Origin of the sequence: Sphingomonas sp. NPDC019816, assembly GCF_050274375.1 — a bacterium.
Taxonomy (GTDB): Bacteria; Pseudomonadota; Alphaproteobacteria; order Sphingomonadales; family Sphingomonadaceae; genus Sphingomonas.
The window spans coordinates 1-20,312 of record NZ_JBNNOB010000058.1 but is presented as its reverse complement, the minus strand read 5'-3'; the positions used below and the strand labels follow the sequence as shown (position 1 = coordinate 20,312).

Here is a 20,312-nt window from a genome sequence, read left to right as displayed (position 1 = left end):
CGAAACCTCAGGCACGCGACGCGAAATTACGCGGCGGCGGCTTCGGTCTTGGCGCCGGCCAGCTTCTTGACGACGTCGCGCTTCAGGCGACGCGCGCGCAGCGACAGCTGTTCGTCCGAGGTCTTGACCAGCCAGTTGTCGAGGCCGCCATTGTGCTCGACCGAGCGCAGGCCGTGGGTCGAAACGCGAAGACGGACGCTCTTTTCCAGCGCGTCGGAAATCAGCGTGACGTTCTGCAGGTTCGGCAGGAACGTACGCTTGGTCTTGTTGTTGGCGTGGGAAACGTTGTTACCCACCTGCCGGCCCTTGCCGGTCAGCTCGCAAATGCGCGACATGATCGTTATCCTGGTTTCAGGCAATGCCCGGAAAGGCCGCGCGGATAACCCGTACAGGCGTCGGCGTCAACCGATTCCCCATGATTGGCCGTGCAACCCGCCCCGCCACGCGGCGTTGTTACGGCAACGAACCTGATGGAGCCAGACCCATGCGCGCCTTTCTCGTCCTTATCGGCATCGTCCTGTTGCTGGTCGCCGGCGCCATGGCGATGGGGTGGATCAGCATCGATCAGACGCGCCCCGCCGTCGTCCAGGCCCCGACCTTCCGCGCCGAAGGGCCCAAGGTGTCGGTCGGCACCACCCAGAGGACGGTCGAGGTGCCAACGGTGAGCGTCGAGAAGCCTGCCGACAACACGCAGTAATCCCACGCGCGCCCCTCTTGTCCGCGCGCGTGACGCGGGGCAGGGAGGGGCGATGTTTCCGCTCCCCGCCCCGATGCGCGCCGCGCTCGACGCTGCTGCCGAGGCAGGCGCGGCGGGGGAGGTACCGGTGGGCGCGGTGATCGTGCAGGGCGGTGCGATCATCGCGGTCGGTGCCAATGCGCCCCGCCGCCTGCACGACCCCACCGCCCATGCCGAGGTCCAGGCGATTCGCGCCGCCGCCGCCCGGCTTGGCCGGGACCGGCTTGAGGATTGCGATCTGTGGGTCACGCTGGAGCCGTGCGCGATGTGCGCCGGCGCGATCGCCCATGCGCGGATCGCGCGGCTTTATTATGCTGCCAGCGATCCCAAGGGCGGCGCGGTCGAACACGGCCCGCGCTTCTTCTCCCAGCCGACCTGTCACCACCGACCCGACATCTATGCCGGGATGGGGGAGGGGGAAGCCGCTGGCCTGTTGCGGGACTTCTTCACCGCACGGCGGTAGTCTGTCTCACGCTTTCCCGGGACCGTGCAAACCGCGGACCAGCATCCTCGCCACCATGCCGCTCGCGATGCCCACGATGCCAGCGCGCAGCGTCGAATGCGGCGCGATGTTCCAGGCATCCAGGATCAGAAGCGTGTCAGAAAGCCGGTCAGCAAGACGCCGATCCAGAAGGCAGCAAGCGAATGTCCGTCCGGCCGTTGCGTCATGCGACTCGCATTCCTTGTCGGGGGCGTTCCCGCCCATGAAAGTCTGGCCGCGATGACGGACGCGTGACGGTGGGATGAAGAAACGAAAAAGGGCCCGGACGACATCCGTCCAGGCCCCGTTCCCTTGACCCGTTGCGGGTCGATCAGCGCAGGTCGCCCTCGCGGATCGGCACGATCTTGATCTCGACGCGGCGGTTGGCGGCGCGGCCCTCTTCGGTATCGTTGGACGCGATCGGCTGCGACTCGCCGAAGCCGCGCGTGCCGATACGGGCCGACTGCACCCCGCGCGAGGCGAGATAGTCGGCGACCGACACCGCGCGCTGTTCGGACAGGCGCTGGTTATAGGCATCGCTGCCGGTCGAATCGGTATGGCCGTACACATCGATATAGGTCTGCTTATATTGCGACAGGATGTCGGCGACCTGATCCAGCGTCTGGCGGAACTGCGGCTGCACCTGCGACGAGTTGTACGCGAAGGTGATGCCCGAAGGCAGGTTCAGCAGCAGATCGTCGCCCTGGCGGACCACCTGCACGTCGGTGCCGGCGGTACGGGCGCGCAGATCGCGTTCCTGCTTGTCCATATAGGCGCCGATGCCCGCGCCCGCGAGGCCGCCGATGCCCGCACCCAGGATCTTCTCGGTACGGTCGCGCCGCCCGCCGACCAGATCGCCGAGCAGATAGCCGCCGACCGCGCCGCCCAGGCCGCCGATCGCCGCCTTCGACAGGCGCTGTTGCCCGGTTACGGGATCAGTGGTGCAGGCCGAGGTGGCGACCAGCGCCGACAGCGCGGCCATGGTCAGGAATTTCGCGGACATCTTCATGCGCATAACCCTTGTTAGTTTGACGCGTCTCATGCCCGAAACGCAAAGCCGGGGGCGCTTGTTCCGCAAGCGATCTGAACGGAACATGACGAACGGGAGTTGTCGAAGGCCTGTCCGGCCCGCTATGAGCACTCCACACCGATGGCACCGCTGCCCCCCTCTCCCTGGATCGACGTCCTCATCATCCTCGCGCTCGTCGCGTTGAACGGGGCCTTTGCGATGAGCGAGCTGGCGATCGTCTCGGCGCGCCGCGCCCGGTTGGAGGGGATGGCCCGGGGCGGGAGCAAGGGCGCACAGGCCGCGCTGACGCTGGCCGCCGATCCCGGCAAGTTCCTCTCGACCGTCCAGATCGGCATCACCCTGACCGGCATCATCGCCGGCGCCTATTCGGGCGCGAGCCTGGGCACGCCGACGGCGGCGCGGTTACAGGCGCTGGGCGTCGCCCCCGCCACCGCCGCGACGCTGGGCTTCGCGCTGGTGATCGGGCTGACCACCTATGCCTCGCTGATCCTGGGCGAGTTGGTCCCCAAGCAGTTCGCGCTGCGCAAGCCCGAGCCGATCGCGGCCTTCGTCGCGCGGCCCATGCGCTGGCTGGCGATGGGGACCGCGCCGATCGTCTGGGTGCTTGATTCGACCAGCGGCATCATCTTCAAGTTGCTGGGCCTGAACCGCGACAATGAGGATCAGGTGACCGCCGAGGAGCTGCACCTGATCGTCGCCGAGGCGTCCAAGTCCGGCGTGATCGAGGAGCATGAGCGCTCGATCATCTCGGGCGTGGTGCGTCTGGCCGACCGGCCGGTGCGCGAGGTGATGACGCCGCGTACGGAGATCGATTGGCTCGACTGTACGCTGGATGACGAGGCGATTCGCGCCAAGCTGCTGGAAAGCCCGCGTACCCGCCTGCCGGTGGGCGAGGGCTCGATCGATGCGGTGGTCGGCGTGGTGCAGGCGCGCGACATCGCCATGGCGCTGTTCCGGGGCAAACCGCTCGACCTCAAGCATCTGATGCGCAAGGCGCCGGTCGTCATCGACCGGATCGACGCGATGGACGTGCTGCTGGCGCTGCGCCAGGCCGAGGTGCCGATGGCGCTGATCCATGACGAATACGGCCATTTCGAAGGGATCGTGACCCCGTCCGACCTGCTGGCCGCGATCGCGGGCGAGTTCGCCTCCGACGCCGATCCGGGCGAAGCGCCCTCGGTCGTCGAGCGCGACGACGGATCGCTGCTGGTCGCCGGCACCATGGCGGCTGATGCGCTGGCCGATCGCCTCGGCATCGACCTGCCCAACGACCGCGATTACGCGACCGTCGCCGGGCTGGCGCTCGCCGTCTTCCGCCACCTGCCGGGCGAGGGCGAGAGCTTCGTCGAACAGGGCTGGCGGTTCGAAGTGGTCGATCTGGACGGGCGGCGGATCGACAAGCTGCTGGTCAGCGCGGTCTAAGCCGCACCCCATCACCACTATCCTTGCCGGGCGGGGCGGTGCCGGGTCGCCGGGTAAGCCTGTCGACAGCCCGTGGATTATTCCTCCAATGCCAAGATGCCGGCGAGGTCGCGGCAAGGGCGGTGAAACGCCGCCGCCCGGCGTCTATCGTGCAGCTAGCGCCATATCCCCCGATGCCACCACCCGCGCGATCTGGGGAAAGATGTTCTCGATCGCAAAGGCGTGGAGTTCGGCCGAACGCGACGCGCAGGCGTCTTCGGCGATGACCACGTCATAGGATAGTTCCCAGGCCGAGCGCGCGGTCGACTCGACGCCCATATTGGTCGAGATCCCGGCGATCACTACCGTCCGCACCCCGCGCCGCCGCAGTTGCAGGTCGAGATCGGTCCCGGTGAAGGCGCCCCAGTGATGCTTGAGCACGACGATATCACCCGGCCGGCGCAGGCCAGGGACGAAGGCGCTGAACTCGGGCGGGGTGCCGCCGGCGGGCAGGCTGGGCCGGTCGACATTCTGGCTCGGCATCGTCTCCGGCGTGAAGCCGACATGGACCAGGATGACGGGGGCGCCGGCGTCGCGGAAGCGGCAGGCGAGCGTCTTGGCAGTGTCCACCACGTCCTCGCCCGAACGCGGGCCGCCGGCATGGGGGATGATGCCGTCCTGCAGGTCGATCAGGATGAGCGCGGTGGTGCGGGGATCGAGCGTCGTCATCCCCGCTCAATTGGCGGAAGCGAGCAGCCGTTCCCTCAGAGGCGGCCGAAGACCGCCTCGAACCCCTTGCGATCGCCTGCCGCCAGCAGGCGCGCCTGCTCCAGCCAGCGATCGCGCGCCATGCGACCCGAAAAGGGCCCCAGCTGCGCATCGAGCGCCTGCGCCTGCGCCTCGCTCAGGCTGGCCATGTCACCGACCGTGGCGATGCCATGTTCGGCCAGCTTCTGGGTCAGCTTGGGGCCGAGGCCCTTGAGCAGGGTGATCGGCTGGTCCTCGGGTCGCGTATCCTCGACCGCGGCCTGCGGTGCCGCCTCGGCGGCGGGGCTGGCGTCCATCGGCGCGGCGGCGGCCACCGGTTCGTCGTTCAGCCGATCCTCGGCGGGCGCGGACTCCTCCGGTGCGGCGGGTGCCGGCATGCTCGGCGGGGTGGCCGGTACCGGTGCGGGGGTGGGGGCAGGGGTGGGTGCCGGGGATGGCGTGGGTGATGGGGCGGGCGCGGGCGTCGGCTGCGACGACGATTCGGGGCGGGTCAGATCCGCCTCGTTCAGCGGCGTGCTGTCGGGCTGGCGCAGGGTCAGGCCCGCTTCCTCCGCATTGCGATCCACCTGTCGCGCCGCATGGGTGCGGCGGCGTTTCAGGCGCATGCCGATCAGGATGACCGCGATCGCCGCGATCGCGACCAGCCCGATGAAAACGAAATGGATGGTCGTGATGGCGGCGACGCCATCGGGGATCAGGCTTTCAGCCGGTGCTGGCGTCGTGTCGTTCATCGCTTTACCCTATTGTCCCATCGCCCCGATCGCGAGCCCAATCGATTGGGTCAGCGCACGGTTCCCGTAGCGTCCGCTTCGCGCGCGACTTCGCGCCAGCCGATGTCGCGGCGGCAGAAGCCATCGGGGAAGCGGATGGCGTCGACCGCGCGGTATGCGGCGGCCTGCGCCTCGCCCACGGTGGCGGCACTGGCGGTCACGGCCAGCACGCGACCGCCGCTGGCGACCAGCTGCTCGCCATCCATCTTCGTGCCCGCCTGGAACACCACAGCGCCGGTCGCCTCGGCGGCGTCGATCGCATCGATGGCCCCACCCGCTCTAGGCGTGCCGGGATAGCCCGCCGCCGCCATCACGACGGTCAGCGCAGGATCGTCGGAGAAACTGGGCGCGGGCAACTCGGCGAGCCGCCCCTCGGCCACCGCCAGCATCACCGCCAGCAGGTCACCCTGGAAGCGCAGCATCAGCACCTGACATTCGGGATCACCGAAGCGGGCATTATATTCGATCAGCTTGGGCCCCTGCTCGGTCAGCATCAGCCCGGCATAGAGCACGCCCGAGAACGGCGTCCCCTCGGCGCGCAGCGTATCGACGGTCGGCCGCACGATCCGCTCGATCGCCTGGGCTTCCAGCTCGGGCGTCAGGACGCGTGCGGGGCTATAGGCGCCCATGCCGCCGGTATTCGGGCCGGTATCGCCGTCGCCGACGCGCTTGTGGTCCTGCGCCGAGCCGAACGGCAGGAGCGCCTCGCCATCGGTCAGGACGAAGAGGCTCGCCTCCTCGCCCTCCAGAAACTCCTCGATCACGACTTCGGCGCCGGGGACGGAGAACAGGTCGGTGATCGCGCCCTCGGCCTCGGCCTTGGTGAAGGCGACGGTCACGCCCTTGCCCGCCGCCAGGCCATCGGCCTTGATGACGACCGGCAGGCCGAAGGTGCTGGCGAGCGCAGCTTGTGCCTCGGCCAGCGTGTTCACCCGGACATAACCGGCGGTCGGGATGTCGGCGCGGCGGCACAAATCCTTGGTGAAGCCCTTCGACCCTTCCAGCTGCGCGGCGGCCTTGCTCGGCCCGAACACCGGCACGCCCTCGGCACGCAGCGAATCGGCCAAGCCATCGACCAGCGGCGCTTCGGGGCCGACCACGACCAGGCCGATGGCATGATCCTTCACGAACGCCACCACGGCGGCGTGATCGGTCGCGTTCAGCGCGACACAGGTCGCATGCTGCGCGATACCGGGGTTGCCGGGCGCGGCGTAGAGCGTATCTAACCCGTTCGACTGTGCCAGCTTCCACGCCAATGCGTGTTCGCGACCGCCCGATCCCAGCAGCAGGACGTTCATGCCCGATCCTTATCCCTATGACGAAAGTGCGAGGCTGGTAGCCGAGGAGATCGCCGGCGACAACGCACTCGCATTGTCGGTCGGCGAACTCAGCCTGAAGCTGAAGCGGATGGTGGAAGGCGAATTCGGCCATGTCCGCCTGCGCGGCGAGATTTCGGGGTACAAGCGCGCGACCTCGGGCCATGTCTATATGAGCCTGAAGGACGAGAATGCGGTCATCGATGCGGTGATGTGGAAGGGGGCGGCGAATACGCTGCCCTTCCAGCCGCAGGACGGGGTGGAGGTGATCGCGACCGGCCGCCTGACCACCTTCCCCGGCCGGTCCAAATACCAGATCGTCGTCGAGCGGATGGAGCTGGCCGGCGCGGGCGCGCTGATGGCGCTGTTCGAAAAGCTGAAGGCCAAGCTGGCGGGCGAGGGTCTGTTCGCCCGCGAGCGGAAAAAGCCGCTGCCCTTCATGCCGCCGGTGATCGGCGTCGTCACCTCGCCCACGGGGGCGGTGATCCGCGACATTCTCCACCGGCTGGAGGATCGCTGTCCGACCCATGTCATCGTCTGGCCGGTCAAGGTGCAGGGCGCGGGCTCGGCGGAGGAAGTCGCCGCCGCCATCCGGGGCTTCGATGCGATCCAGCCCGGTGGCCCGGTGCCGCGTCCCGATCTGGTGATCGTCGCGCGCGGCGGCGGTTCGATCGAGGACCTCTGGTCTTTCAACGAGGAAATCGTCGTCCGCGCGGTGGCGGACTGCTCCATCCCGATCATCTCGGCGGTGGGCCACGAGACCGACACGACCCTGTGTGACTATGCCGCCGACCTTCGCGCGCCGACCCCGACCGCAGCGGCTGAGATCGCGGTGCCCGTGCTGGCGGATTTGCGCCTGACCGTGGCCAGCCATCGCCAGCGCACCGAGCGTTGCGCGCGCCGCTATGTCGAACGCGGCCGTGAGCGACTGGAGGCGATGGCGCGGCTTCTCCCCAAGCGCGACCAGTTGCTCGGACCGCAGCGCCAGCGTGCGGACGAGGCGGGCGCGCGGCTTGATCGCGGGCTGGAGCGGCGGGTGACGCTGGCGCGCGGTGGCCTCGACCGGGCGGGTGCGGCGCTGCGTCCGGCGATCCTGGAGCGGCAGGTGGAGCGTGGTCGCGACCGGCTGGCCGCGACCTGGCGGCTGGTCCAGTCGCTCAACCCCGACCGTATCCTGGAGCGCGGCTATGCCCGGATCACCGCGCGTCCCGGTGGCGAGACCTTGTCCTCGGCCGAGGCGGCGCGGGCGGCCGATACGCTGACGCTGCGCTTCCGCGACGGCGCGGTCGATGTCGCCGTGGATCGGGTGGGTGATCAGGCCGGACTTGAGCGCCCCGCACCCAAAACCTATGACAAGCCCAAGCGGGAGCCGAAGGCCGATCCGTCCCAGCCCAGCCAGCCCACGCTCCTCTGATCCAAGGCAGACCCATGTTGATGTCGAACACCGATCGCCCCGCGCGGCTCCACTATCTGGCCAATGGCTTTCGTGTCCTGTCGCCGGGCGATCACGTCGTCTGCGCGGTGACCGAACGGCGCATCGCGCTCGAAGACCTGAAATATTGGAGCGCCGAACGGCAGGAAGCCTATGTCGACGCCCATGCGACCGCACAGGTGCTCGGCCCCCGATGAAAGCCGGGCGTGGGTTCGCGCTGGCGCTGCTGGCGGCGGGGCTGGCCCCGGCATCGGTGCTGGTGGCGCAGAGCGCCGCTCCCCAGTCCCCGTTCCGCTGGACCGGCGAACTCAGCCAAGGCGGATTGATCCACGGGCAGGCGCCGGCCGGCACCGTCTCGCTGACCCTCGACGGACAGGATGTGCCGCTGACGCCGGAGGCCGCCTTCCTGATCGGCTTCGATCGGGATGCCGGCCCCCGGGCCGAACTGGTCGCGACGCTTTCGGATGGTCGCCAGATGCGCCAGACGCTCGCCATCGCCCCGCGCGCCTGGCGGATCGAACGGCTCAACCGCCTGCCCAAATATCCCGTCCCCGATCCTGAATTCCAGCGGCTTCGCCCGCCCGAGCTGGAACGGATCCGCGCCGCCCGCGCCGAGGCGACCGACGCGCAAGGCTGGCGTCAGCCGCTGCAATGGCCGGTCCGGGGTCGCATCTCGGGCCTGTTCGGCGCGCAGCGCATCTATCGCGGCGAGCCGGGCAGCTATCATTCGGGCACCGACATCGCCGCCGCCACCGGCACCATCGTCCGCGCGCCGGCCGATGGCGTCGTGATCCTGGCCGCCGACCAGCCCTTCACGCTGGAGGGGCATCTGCTGATGCTCGACCATGGTCAGGGCCTCAACAGCGCCTTCCTGCACCTGTCGCGCATCGACGTCCGCCCCGGCGAGCATGTCCGCCAGGGCCAGCCGATCGGCGCCGTCGGCGCCACCGGCCGCGCGACCGGCCCGCACCTCCACTGGAGCCTGCAATGGCGCGGCCGCAAACTCGACCCGCTGCTGGTGACGGGGCCGATGGGGTGAGGGGCCTTATTCCACGCGTTCTATTCGGACGGCGAGATTACCGTCGAAGGACGCGCGGAAGCTACCCATCGCGGCCTTGAAGATGCGGACCGACTGACCGACTTCGGGATCGAAACGCGCCTTTTCGGTCGTGCGCCATATGCCGCCCTCTTCCAGCCACACCGTCCATTGGTCCCGTCCATAGGGCGACAGCTTGACGACCTTGGAACGGACTTCGCGAAGCTCCGGCTCCTTGGCTTCCTCGCGCCCGAACAGTTGGATTTCGGGCAGGCGCAGCCCGAACAGCGATCGGCGCTTTTCGCGGACTTCGGTGCGATCGAGCACCACCATCTGTTTTTCCTGCCTCGCCTTGTCCAGCGATGCGGCGGCCTGATCGAAGCAGGTCAGCCGCTGTCCGGCATCGCCGATCGCCCGGCAGGCGGTGATCCGATCGATCAGGATCGTTCCCTGGTTTGCCTTCTCCCCGTCGCCGGATTGCGCGAGAGCGCCGTCCTGGCAGGCGGCCAGCCAAACTAAACCGATGAAAAACATAACCTTTGTTTGCATCTGACGCCCCTTTTGCGCGGTCGGCATACACTGTTCCGGCGCGACCGTCTGTGTCCGTTTTGTCACAAGATTGCCAAAAGGCGCGACATTTCCGCCCACCAAGGGGGTTGGATTGTTGCGTGATGACAAAAGTATTGCATAACATCGACCTAGCCGATCCCGCACGGGGCCCGTGCTGGCATCGTCGATCCGCGAAGACGGATGAACAATAAAAGGGGTTTATATATGAAGGGAATGCGTTCGCGCTTGCTCGCAACGACGTTCATGCTGGGGGCCTTTGCCGTTGGCACCGCTGCGCAAGCACAGACCGCGCCGGCGACCGACACCGGCGCCGACGTCACCACCGCACCGGCCGCGGCGCAAGGAACGGGCGAAATCGTCGTCACCGGTTCGCGCATCGCCAGCCGCACGCTGCAGACCGCCGCCCCGGTCGCCGTCGTCGGCCAGGAGGAGTTCCAGCTCTCCGGTTCGGTCAACGTGGAATCGGTGATCAACACCCTGCCGCAGGTGATCCCGGGTTCGACGGCGTTCTCGAACAATCCGGGCGGCGGCGTGTCGACGCTGAACCTGCGCAATCTGGGTTCACAGCGTACGCTCGTATTGGTCAACGGCCGTCGCTGGGTGTCCTTTGACACCTCGCAGGTGGTCGACCTCAACACCATCCCTTCGTTCCTGCTGGAGGGCATCGATGTCGTCACCGGTGGCGCATCGGCCGTGTACGGTTCGGACGCGGTCGCGGGCGTCGTCAATTTCCGCCTGCGCAACAATCTGAACGGCGTGCTGGCCGGCGGCCAGTACGGCATTACGGAGCGCGGCGATGGCCGTCGTTACGAGGCTTATGTCGCGATCGGCGGCGATCTTGGCGATCGCGGTCATGCGACCGTCTATGGCGAATATTACAACCGTGATTCGATTTTTCAGGGCGCGCGCGATTTCTCGCGCAATGCCTTGGGTGAGAATGACGATTCCACCGCGCTGATCCCGGCCGGTTCGTCGACCACGCCGTTCGGGCGTGTGACCTCCACCTACGCAGCGGCGGACTGCCCGGCAGGCAACGTCTTCTGTTCGCCTGGCGCCTATTTCACCGCGCCGGGCGTCAGCCGCCGTCGAACCCCGACCGATCTCTACAATTACGCGGTCGACAACTATCTGATGGTGCCGCAGGAGCGCTATCTGATCGGTGGGTACGCCGACTATGAGTTCAAGGACGGTCACACCGCCTATCTGGAAGCCACGTTCGTCAACAATCGCGTTGCCAACGAGCTGGCGCCGACGCCGGTTACCGGCACGTTCAACGTCAATATCAATTCGGTCGCGTCGTTCCTGTCGGCGAACGACGTCGCAGCGCTTCGGACGCTGGATGGGATTGCGGCCACGGGTAACACGGTCGGCGACGGCGTCGTTCCGCTCGCGATCCAGCGTCGCATCAACGAAGCCGGACGTCGCAACTCGCTCGACGAACGCAGCGCCTTCCGCCTGCTGACGGGCGTGCGCGGTGACATCACCGACTGGCTGAACTATGACGCCTATTATTCCTATGCGCGGACTCGCAACGCCAACGTGCAGCGCGGTAACATCTCGCGTTCAGCGTTCCAGGCGGGGCTGAATGGTACGGCCACGCCGATCAATATCTTCGGCCCGGGGACGTTGACCCCGGCAATGCTCGATCAGATCACCATTCTGGCACAGAATGGCGATACCTCGGTCCTGCAGGTGGCCAATGCCTCGGTGTCGGGTTCGCTGTTCAACCTTGGCCTCGGGGGCGAAGACATCGGCTTCGCGCTGGGCGGCGAATATCGCAAGATGTCGTCGGAGTTCATTCCTGACACGGCATTGTCGTCGGGCGACGTGATCGGCTTCAATGCCGGTGACGCGACCGCCGGCAGCTACAACGTGAAGGAGGTCTTCGGCGAAATCCGCGTGCCGATCCTGGCGGACAAGCCTTTCTTCCACCGCTTGGAACTGCACGGCGCGGGCCGCTATTCGGACTATTCGCTGGCGGCGGTCGGCGGGGTCTGGACCTATGCGGGTGACTTCACCTGGGCGCCGGCACGCGACATCATGTTCCGTGGTCAGTATCAGCGTGCGGTTCGTGCGCCCAACGTCGGGGAGCTGTTCGGTGGTCAGGCGACTGGCTTCTATCAGGCCATCGACCCTTGCGCGCAGGCGTCGGCCGCGACCAATGCGACCATCCGCAATCTGTGCGTCGCCACCGGTGTTCCGGCAGCGGCGGTCGGCTCGAACACGGTTCAATTGAATCAGCAAATTCAGGCGACCGTTGGCGGCAATCCCGATCTGCAGCAGGAAACGTCGGACAGCTACACCGCCGGTGTCGTGCTGACCCCCAGCTTCGTGCCGGGCCTGTCGATCCGTGTCGACTATTTCAACATCAAGGTCGACAACACGATCTCGCAATTGGGCGGCGGCGTCGCCAACGCGATCAACCTGTGCTATAACGTCATTCAGAACGTTAACAGTGCGTATTGTCAGGCTTTCCAAGGCACCCGCAACGCTCTTGGTCAGCTGGATGGCACGACCGCGCCGCAAATCCTGAACGCCAATGTCGGCCGTCTCCAAGTTGAAGGCGTCGACTTCGCGGCAGACTTCAACACCCGTCTCGGCTTCTCGCTGCTGGGTGGCAGCGAGACGCGGTTGAGTGCGATGCTGCAGGGTACCTACACCGCGCGCAGCAACCTGACCCCGGTTCAGGACCTGCCTAACGAGGTCAACCGTTGTGCCGGCAAGTTCGGCCTAACCTGCATCACGCCGGTATCCAAGTGGAAGTGGACGTCGCGCGTTTCGCTGCTCGATGGTCCGTCGACGATCAGCATGCGCTGGCGTCACCTGTCGAGCGTACGGGATGATGACGATGCGACGACCTTCTTCGTCGAGCGTATCCCCGCCTATGACGTGTTTGACCTGAGCTTCTCGTTCGACGTCAACAACAACATGAACTGGTCGTTCGGTATCAACAACCTGTTCGACAAGCAGCCCAAGGTGCTGGGTCTGAACCAAGAGCAGGCGAACACCTATCCGGGCGTCTATGACGTGCTGGGCCGCGACTTCTTCGTGGCGGTGCGCTTCAACTTCTAAATCCGTCCCCTCCGGGCGGATCATGGGGCGGCGAACCTGCGGGTTCGCCGCCCTTTTTGCGTTGTTCGCCTCTCGCGCGTTCCAGAAGGACGAACCATCTGGTCGGGCGGTGCGGCATTAGCCCCGGCCCATGTCATGGAGTGGCCGGCCACTTCACTTCGCCTTCATTCGGGGAATAAATATTGTCGCAAATTGTAACGGAATCGACATGCTGGTGTGGGCCTGCAATCGATGACAAGGGAGTAGGACAGTAGATGTGCCTTGCTGCGCGGGCACAATACGACGTCGGTTCGCAATATTTTCCCATCTTTACAATGCTTCGACACCGCCCCAATCAAGCAACATTCGGTTATGGAACGGAAAAGTCGTTCGACCGGGCCAGGATGCCGATGCACCGAAAACGGGCATCGGGTGATGAAAAAGGGGTAATGACCATGACCAATTCGTGGATCGGTCAGCGCAAGCGGGGCTTGCTGGCGACCGTCGCGCCATTGTCGGTGCTGCTGGCGGTGCCCGCCGTCGCGCAGAGCGTGCCGGCGGCTAATCAGAATGCCGAAAACAATGCGCAGGTCGCGCAGGGCGCCGAGCAGGCGGATGCGGGCACCGGCGGCGATATCGTCGTCACCGGCTCGATCATTCGCGGTGCGGATGCCGGCGTGTCGCCAGTCTCGACGATCACCGCCGAGAATCTGGACGCGCGCGGCATCAACACGGTGCAGGCGGGTATCCAGGCGCTGGCATCGAACAACGGCCCGGCGCTGACCAACTCGTTCACCGCCAATGGGGCGTTCGCCAGCGGTGCGTCGTCGGTGTCGCTGCGCGGCCTGTCGACCAACTCGACGCTGGTGCTGTTCGATGGCCTGCGCGCCGCTTATTATCCGCTGTCGGATGACGGTACGCGCAACTTCGTCGACCTGAACACCATCCCCGACGACATCGTCGACCGTGTCGAAGTGCTGCGCGACGGCGCCTCGTCGAGCTATGGCGCGGACGCGATCGCGGGCGTGGTCAACATCATCACCAAGCGCTCGGTGAAGGGCGTCATGGGCCGCGCCGAGGCCGGCATTTCCGAGCGCGGCTACAACGCCAACCAGCGCCTGTCGCTGACCGCCGGCACCGGCGATCTCGATGAGCAGGGCTATAACGCCTATATCAGCGGCTTCTATTATCGCTCGGAGGGCGTGCGCGCGCGCCAGCTGCCCGGGCCCTTCAATTCGAGCGACGAGCGCGGCATCTGCAGCGAACGCATTGGCCGACGCGTTTGCGGTCCGAATAATATAACGAATGGCTTTGACGCTAATGGGCAAGTTACTGGTAACTTCGGGATAAACACACCGAATTTCTACGTTCTCCCAGCTGATGCCGCCAATACGACAGCGCTTGGCAGGTATCAGCTGCTCAACCCGGCGGCGGGGTGTCTGACGGGCACTCTATACAATCTCAGTGCTGCTGAGTTGGCGCAGCGGAACGCCACCGCGCCCGGCACCGTCTGCCAGGTCGACACCCAGCGTCTGTACGGCAACATCACGCCCGACATCGAGCGGGTCGGCGGATCGGCGCGCTTCACCGCCAGGGTCGGTGACACGTCGGAAGCCTATCTGCAGGTCAATTTCCAGCAGGCGACGACCAGCTACACCGGCTCGCCGACGACGATCCGCGCCAATGCGCCCGCCGGTATCCTGTTCCCGCAATATTCGACGTCGCAGAACCCGACCTCGGCGATCGATCCCAATTCGGCGATCCTGGCGCTACCGGTCTATGTCTGCCCGCGCACGACCGTCGGCGCGTGCAACGAAACCAATGGCACGCTGAACCCGAACAATCCGTTCGCCGCCGCCGGTCAGGTCGCACGGCTGGTCGGCCAGCTGCCGAACAGCTTCGAATCGACCAAGACCCGCAGCCGCGTCTATCGCGCCGCCTTCGGGATCAACGGCACGATCTTCGACGATGTCGATTACCGCTTCGACGCGACCGCGATGCATACTGATCTGCGCCTGCAGCAGAACGGCTATGTCTACATCCAGCACCTGCTCGATGTGATCAAGGATGGCAGCTATAACTTCGTCAATCCGGGCCTCAACAGCCAGGCGACGCTAAACTATCTGACGCCCACCAACATCACCAACGACAGCTCGGACCTGCTCCAGGCGCAGTTCACGCTGGGCAAGGCGATCATGGCGCTGCCGGGTGGCGACCTGCGCGTCGCGGTCGGCGGATCGATCTTCTACGAGGCGATCGACGCGCCCAGCGCCAACTCGGATGAAAATGGCCCGACCCAGCGCTATTTCCGCCTGAACGCGTTCGGCACCAAGGGCAACCGCACCGTCTCGTCGGGTTTCTACGAGGTCAATGCCCCCGTCCTCGACCAGCTGACGCTGAATGCCTCGGGCCGCTATGACCATTATTCGAGCGGCCAGAGCGCCTTCTCGCCCAAGTTCGGCGCGATTTTCAAACCGATCCGCCAGCTGACGCTGCGCGGCACCTACTCACGCGGCTTCCGCATCCCGTCGTTCGGCGAGGCCAACGCGCTGCCGACTACCGGCTATGTCACCCAGTCGCTGAGCAGTATCCCAGCGGAAATCCTGCGTCAGTACAGCATTAACCCCGGTGCGGGGCAGATTTGCGCGTCGGATGCTCCGGCCAATTGCTCGTCTTATATCACGAATTACTCGATCGGTCAGACGACGCTGGCGTCACAGGATCTGGAGCCGGAAAAGTCGCGCAGCTTCACCGCGGGTATCAAGGTCGATCCGGTGCGCGGCCTGTCGTTCACCGTCGATTATTACAACATCCGCAAAACCGGGGCGATTACGACGCCGAACCTATCGCCGGCGATCGATGCCTATTATGCCGGGGCCGCAATCCCCAGTGGCTTCGACGTCATTCCAGATGCCGTCGACGTCAACAATCCCAACGCCAAGCCGAAGATCGCCTTCGTCCGCTCGCAGCTGATCAATGCCCAGACGATCAAATCCGAGGGTATCGATTTCGGCATCAACGGCTTTTACGACTTCGGCACGTTCCGCTGGACCACCAATCTGAACGCCAGCCTGATCCTGGAGCTGAGCACGACGGTGAAAGGCAAGCGCCAGACCTATGTCGATACGCTGGGCAACTTCAACCTGACGGCCGGTTCGGGCACGTTCGAGTGGAAGGGCAACTGGGTCAACACCTTCGACTTCGGCGACTTCGCGCTGACGGGGACGGTCAATTACACCTCGGGCTATGACCTGTCGGCCATGGATCAGGGCGATGCGTACAAGGATTGCGGCCAGGCCCCGGCCTATTTCGGTTGCCGCGTGAAGAGTTACATCACCGCCGATGCGAACGCGTCGTTCAAGGTCAACGACAAGTTTACCTTCTATGTGAACGTGCTCAACGTCTTCAACCGCCTGCCTCCGATCGACCCGGTCACCTACGGCGCGTATCTCTACAACGCGGTGCAGGGCGGCGACGGCATCTTCGGCCGCCAGGTCCGCGCGGGCGCCAAATTCAACTTCTAACCCCGGTTCGCCTCGGCGAACCCCACTGGGGGCGGTTCCTGCGGGAGCCGCCCTTTTTGTTTGGGCTGATCGAGTGAAAGGTCGAATCGATGGAGGTGTTGTGCAGTATTACTCTAGCATATCACCCATGTTCAGACTTTAGGCAGGCCGCATCCAGCATGCCGTTAATTGAAACATTAGGGCAGAGGGCCTGTCTGTAAGTGTGACTTTACTGCACAGGCTGATCTGTAAAATAGATATTGTATTAAATTTCTGTTGCAATCGAATGTCACCTTTCTGACATAGATTAGGTGGGTGCCGCTCAGGGGAAGGCATCCGCGAGAGCCGTGACGACGCGGTTCGCAGAGGGGACATTGCTGATGACGAAGAGAGGGTTTTTCTCGAAAACCGGGCTGCGCCGTGGTGCCGCCTTGCAGGCCCTGGCGATGCTGGGTGCGGGCGCTGGTGCCGTCGCGATTGCGACGCCGGCGATGGCGCAGGACTATACACAGGTGAACGCGACCGGGCGCGTGCTGGGGACCGATGGGACGCCGCTGGGCGGCGCCACAGTGACGGTGACGTCGACGGCGCAAGGCTTCACACGCAGCGCGACGACGCAGGCGGACGGCTCCTACGCAATCGCCGCGCTGCCGCAGGGTACTTATAGTTTCACGATCACCGCCGACGGCTATGACAGCTTCACCGATCCCGCCGTCCGCCTGATCCGGGGCCGCGCGGCGAACCAGTTCAACCTCCAACCGGTGAATGCGGGCACCAGCGGCGACATCGTCGTGACCGCCGGACGTGTCCAGGTCATCGACTTCAGCAGCAACACGGTCGGGCAGACGATCGATGTCGGCGATCTGGCGACCCGCATTCCGGTTGGACGCGACCTCACCTCGGTCGTGCTTCTGGCACCGGGCGCTGTCGGCGGCGACAGCCGCTTTCCATCGCTACCATCGATCAACGGTGCGTCGGTGTCGGAAAATGTCTATTACATCAACGGCCTGAACGTCACCCAATTCCGTAACGGTCTTGGTGCGGTAACCGTGCCCTTCGAATTCTATCAGACGGTCGAGGTCAAGGTCGGCGGCATTCCTGCTGAGTTCGGCCGCTTCACCGGCGGTATGGTCAATAACACGACCAAGTCCGGCTCGAATGAATGGCATGGCGGCGTCCTGTTCAACTGGCAGCCGAACAGCCTCGTCTCTAAGACGCGCAACACCTACGCGGCGGACAACGATTCGGCCTATTCGGACCGCCATGAGTTCGTCGCGCAGCTGTCGGGTCCGATCATCAAGGACCATCTGTTCTTCTACGGCATCTACAACGCCCGTGACGTTCGTTCCGGTCAGGGTTACACAGGCGTCGCCTCTGCAACCGCCACCGGCGCCAATGGCTGTGCCAGCAATCCGGCGCTCTGTGCGAATTTCGCTGATCTGAACACCTTCAACCAACAGATCGTCGGCACGTCCTATAGCCAGAATCGCAATACCAGCCCGTTCTGGGGCGCCAAGATCGACGCCGTGATTGTCGATGGCCAGCGCCTCGAAGGTACCTATTGGGATACGCGCGGCACGACCATCGAGAATGTCTATGGCACCAGCCAATATTCGCTCGCCAGTGGCCAGCGCTATAATCTGAACACCAATCGGCCGGGTGGCTATGTAGCCACCAATATCTATCGGTCCGGCGGTGAGAATTACGTCCTGCGCTACACCGGCAGCTTCACGCAGTGGCTGACCCTGTCGGCGGCCTATGGCGTCAATAAGAACAGCGACACCACCGAGTCGAGCCTCCCCGACCTACCTTCGGTGGTCGATCAGCGTAACGGCGCGAACAGCAGCATCGGCAATACCCAGTCCAACGCCTCGTTGAACTTCGACAAGCGCACCTTCTATCGCGCCGATGCCGATGTGCGGTTCGAACTGCTGGGGTCGCATCACATCCGGGGCGGCTATGATCGCGAGGATCTGGACCTCAACTCGCTGACTGTCGCCAATGGCGGGGCGCAATACACGTTGCTGACCGCGTCTGGCAACGCCGCGACGATCGATCCGGTGGTCGGCCTGCCGGGCGGTACGTCCTATGTCACCGCACGCACCTTCCGCACGGGTGGTGAATTCGCGACGCGGAACACGGCCTATTATGTGCAGGACCAATGGACGCTGCTCAACGACCGGCTGAACCTGAACCTGGGCATCCGCAATGACCGCTTTGAAAGCCGCAATGCGGCGGGTGCCGTGTTCTTCCTGGCGAAGAACCAGTGGGCCCCCCGCCTGGGCGCCAGCATCGATCCGCTGGGCGATGGCCGGACCAAATTCTTCGGGTCGTTCAGCCGCTACTTCCTGCCGGTGGCGGTCAACACCAACGTCCGTCTGGCGGGCGGAGAATTGGACTCCAGTGCCTATTACCGTCTTGCCGGTCTGACCGCGAACAACACGCCGATCCTGGGTACGCCGATCACGACTGGTGCGGGCTTCACCGCCTGTCCGAACAACTCGCCTGCCGGTACGGCGTGCGTCGTCAGCAATGACGGCACGGTGCCCAGCACGGTATCGGTCGTCGCCTCCAACCTGAAGCCGCAGTCGGTCGACGAGATCGTGTTTGGCGTGGAGCGTCGCCTGGCCAACCGCATCAAGCTCGGTTTCAACTTCACCCAGACGAAGTTGAACAACTCGCTGGAGGACGCCGCGCTCGACCAGGCGATCGTTCCGTACTGCATCGCGCAGGGCAAGGCGGCGGCGGATTGTCGTGCGATCTGGAGCGGCGTGCATCAGTTCGCGCTGATCAATCCAGGTCGGGACGTGGCGGTGACGCTGAGCGATCCGTTGCCTGGTGAGACGACCGCCCGTCAGGTCGTCCTGTCGGCGGGTTCGCTCAACTATCCGCGCGCGCAGCGCACCTATCGCGGCGTCAATGTCACGTTCGAGCGCGAATGGGACGGCATCTGGTCGCTGAACGCCAACTACACCTATTCCAAGATTTACGGGAATATCGAAGGTGGCGTGCGTTCGGACAATGCTCAGAGCGATGCAGGTCTGACGACGGCGTTCGATTTGCCGGTGCTGGTCAACGGCACCTACGGCTATCTGCCCAACGACCGCCGCCACAACTTCAAGGCATGGGGTTCGTACAAGGCGTCGGATTGGCTGACGTTGAGCTTCACCGCTTCGGTTGCGGCACCGCGCAAGTTCGGTTGCTATGGCCGTCCGCCGGCCAGTGCCGATTATGACGCCACGGCGCCGGGCGGCATCGCGGGCCTCTATTACCGGACCAGCGCGGCCTATTGTAACGTCGTGAACGGCTCCGTCGTCCGCAACCCTAATGGCTTCACCGTCATCAACGACCCCTTCAACCGGGCCGGCGGTGCACGCCCGAGCACGTTGCAGGTCGTCAATCGTGGTTCACAGTTGAAGTCGAACTGGCTGGCGCTGCTGGGCTTCGATGCCCAGGTCGCGGTGCCGACCGATGCCTTCAGCGGCTTCATCCGCGTGTCGGTGTTCAACGTCCTCAATTCGAAGCCGGTCATGCGCTTGCAGGAAACGGGCACGACTTCGGCGGGTGCACCGCAGCCGGTCTACTCGCTGCCGACCTCGTACAATCCGGGCCGCTCGGCGCGCATCCAATTCGGGGTCAACTTCTAACCCCAGGGGTCCCAACGGACTCCAACTTCGGGGGCGGTCCTTTGCGGGCCGCCCCCTTTTTCGTCGGGCTTACGACACCGACAGCGCCAGTTTCCCCTCACCCTCGTCGACGGTGACGGTCGCGCCGTCCTTCACATGCCCGCGCAGGATTTCCTCGGCCAGCGGGTCCTGGAGGTGGCGCTGGACTGCGCGGCGCAGCGGGCGCGCGCCGTAGACCGGGTCATAGCCCACCCGGCCCAGCCACTCGCGAGCGGCGTCGGTCAGGTGCAGCGTGATCTTGCGATCGGCCAGCAGCTTGGCGACGCGGCCGACCTGGATGTCGACGATCGGGCCCATATGGCTCTGGCCCAGACGGTGGAACAGGATGATCTCGTCCAGCCGGTTGAGGAATTCGGGGCGGAAGTGACCGCGCACGATCTCCATCACCTGCGGCTCGACGCTCTCGACGCTCTGCCCGTCCTCGACCGCCGCCAGATATTGGCTGCCCAGGTTCGAGGTCAGAATGATCAGCGTGTTCGAGAAATCGACCGTCCGGCCCTGACCATCGGTCAGGCGACCATCGTCCAGCACC

The 20,312-nt window shown here is 65.2% G+C and carries 17 protein-coding genes; 9 read left to right on the top strand and 8 right to left on the bottom strand.

All coding sequences use genetic code 11. From position 1 onward, the window contains the following. Positions 1-26: 26 nt before the first annotated feature. The gene (rpmB, locus tag ACQKJZ_RS10245) at positions 27-335 is read right to left on the bottom strand and encodes a 50S ribosomal protein L28 (protein WP_312490513.1); all 309 of its coding nucleotides are present in this window, start codon (positions 333-335) and stop codon (positions 27-29) included. Between the two features lie 149 nt (positions 336-484). Here rpmB and ACQKJZ_RS10240 point away from each other — a divergent pair, with 149 nt between their 5' ends. Together ACQKJZ_RS10240 and ACQKJZ_RS10235 are read left to right on the top strand one after the other, a co-directional pair. Beyond that, positions 485-697 (top strand): hypothetical protein, encoded by a 213-nt coding sequence (locus ACQKJZ_RS10240; RefSeq protein ID WP_312490511.1) that lies wholly within the window; start codon positions 485-487, stop codon positions 695-697. 73 nt (positions 698-770) lie between these two features. After that, the gene (locus ACQKJZ_RS10235) at positions 771-1,199 is read left to right on the top strand and encodes a nucleoside deaminase (protein ID WP_427731063.1); all 429 of its coding nucleotides are present in this window, start codon (positions 771-773) and stop codon (positions 1,197-1,199) included. A 6-nt stretch (positions 1,200-1,205) separates the two neighbouring features. On the opposite strand, the gene ACQKJZ_RS10230 is transcribed toward ACQKJZ_RS10235, so the two are convergent. Together ACQKJZ_RS10230 and ACQKJZ_RS10225 are read right to left on the bottom strand one after the other, a co-directional pair. Next, positions 1,206-1,442, bottom strand: a complete 237-nt coding sequence (locus tag ACQKJZ_RS10230; protein ID WP_427731062.1) for a hypothetical protein — start codon at positions 1,440-1,442, stop codon at positions 1,206-1,208. 106 nt (positions 1,443-1,548) lie between these two features. Further along, complete coding sequence (locus tag ACQKJZ_RS10225; protein ID WP_312490508.1) at positions 1,549-2,226, bottom strand: OmpA family protein; 678 nt, start codon at positions 2,224-2,226, stop codon at positions 1,549-1,551. 141 nt (positions 2,227-2,367) lie between these two features. Here ACQKJZ_RS10225 and ACQKJZ_RS10220 point away from each other — a divergent pair, with 141 nt between their 5' ends. After that, positions 2,368-3,669 (top strand): hemolysin family protein, encoded by a 1,302-nt coding sequence (locus tag ACQKJZ_RS10220; RefSeq protein ID WP_427731061.1) that lies wholly within the window; start codon positions 2,368-2,370, stop codon positions 3,667-3,669. 144 nt (positions 3,670-3,813) lie between these two features. Here ACQKJZ_RS10220 and ACQKJZ_RS10215 read toward each other — a convergent pair whose 3' ends face one another. Genes ACQKJZ_RS10215 through purD form a run of 3 tightly spaced genes read right to left on the bottom strand, consistent with a single transcriptional unit; the run spans position 3,814 to position 6,484 of the window. Then, positions 3,814-4,377: a hydrolase gene (locus ACQKJZ_RS10215; RefSeq protein ID WP_427731060.1), complete on the bottom strand. Its 564-nt coding sequence runs from the start codon at positions 4,375-4,377 to the stop codon at positions 3,814-3,816. 35 nt (positions 4,378-4,412) lie between these two features. Then, positions 4,413-5,147 carry a hypothetical protein gene (locus ACQKJZ_RS10210; RefSeq protein WP_427731059.1) on the bottom strand — a complete coding sequence of 245 codons (735 nt, stop codon included), beginning with the start codon at positions 5,145-5,147 and terminating at the stop codon, positions 4,413-4,415. 50 nt (positions 5,148-5,197) lie between these two features. Next, positions 5,198-6,484 carry a phosphoribosylamine--glycine ligase gene (gene purD, locus ACQKJZ_RS10205; RefSeq protein ID WP_427731058.1) on the bottom strand — a complete coding sequence of 429 codons (1,287 nt, stop codon included), beginning with the start codon at positions 6,482-6,484 and terminating at the stop codon, positions 5,198-5,200. Here purD and xseA point away from each other — a divergent pair. From xseA to ACQKJZ_RS10190, 3 genes are read left to right on the top strand one after another with little or no spacing between them, the layout of a single operon-like run. Beyond that, positions 6,483-7,916, top strand: coding sequence for an exodeoxyribonuclease VII large subunit (xseA, locus tag ACQKJZ_RS10200; RefSeq protein ID WP_427731057.1), 1,434 nt, complete (start codon positions 6,483-6,485; stop codon positions 7,914-7,916). The genes purD and xseA overlap by 2 nt on opposite strands. A 14-nt stretch (positions 7,917-7,930) precedes the next feature. Beyond that, a complete protein-coding gene (locus tag ACQKJZ_RS10195) occupies positions 7,931-8,131 on the top strand; it encodes a DUF2093 domain-containing protein (protein ID WP_312489043.1) in 201 nt (66 codons plus the stop codon). Next, positions 8,128-8,973: a M23 family metallopeptidase gene (locus tag ACQKJZ_RS10190; protein ID WP_427731056.1), complete on the top strand. Its 846-nt coding sequence runs from the start codon at positions 8,128-8,130 to the stop codon at positions 8,971-8,973. Before ACQKJZ_RS10195 ends, ACQKJZ_RS10190 begins: the two co-directional genes overlap by 4 nt. Positions 8,974-8,979: 6 nt before the next feature. Here ACQKJZ_RS10190 and ACQKJZ_RS10185 read toward each other — a convergent pair whose 3' ends face one another. Next, entirely contained in the window at positions 8,980-9,546 is a 567-nt protein-coding gene (locus tag ACQKJZ_RS10185; protein ID WP_427731055.1) for a hypothetical protein, read from the bottom strand. A gap of 198 nt (positions 9,547-9,744) precedes the next feature. On the opposite strand from ACQKJZ_RS10185, the gene ACQKJZ_RS10180 reads away from it, so the two are divergent. The 3 genes from ACQKJZ_RS10180 to ACQKJZ_RS10170 all read left to right on the top strand — a co-directional run bounded on the left by ACQKJZ_RS10180 (position 9,745) and on the right by ACQKJZ_RS10170 (position 19,741). Further along, positions 9,745-12,612: a TonB-dependent receptor domain-containing protein gene (locus ACQKJZ_RS10180; protein ID WP_427731054.1), complete on the top strand. Its 2,868-nt coding sequence runs from the start codon at positions 9,745-9,747 to the stop codon at positions 12,610-12,612. 434 nt (positions 12,613-13,046) lie between these two features. Then, positions 13,047-16,115, top strand: a complete 3,069-nt coding sequence (locus ACQKJZ_RS10175) for a TonB-dependent receptor domain-containing protein (protein WP_427731053.1) — start codon at positions 13,047-13,049, stop codon at positions 16,113-16,115. 359 nt (positions 16,116-16,474) lie between these two features. Then, positions 16,475-19,741 (top strand): carboxypeptidase regulatory-like domain-containing protein, encoded by a 3,267-nt coding sequence (locus ACQKJZ_RS10170; RefSeq protein ID WP_427731052.1) that lies wholly within the window; start codon positions 16,475-16,477, stop codon positions 19,739-19,741. Positions 19,742-19,810: 69 nt separating this feature from the next. Here the strand turns inward: ACQKJZ_RS10170 and ACQKJZ_RS10165 are convergent. Then, positions 19,811-20,312, bottom strand: a 502-nt coding sequence (locus ACQKJZ_RS10165) for an AAA family ATPase (protein ID WP_427731051.1), incomplete at its 5' end; no start/stop codon positions are given.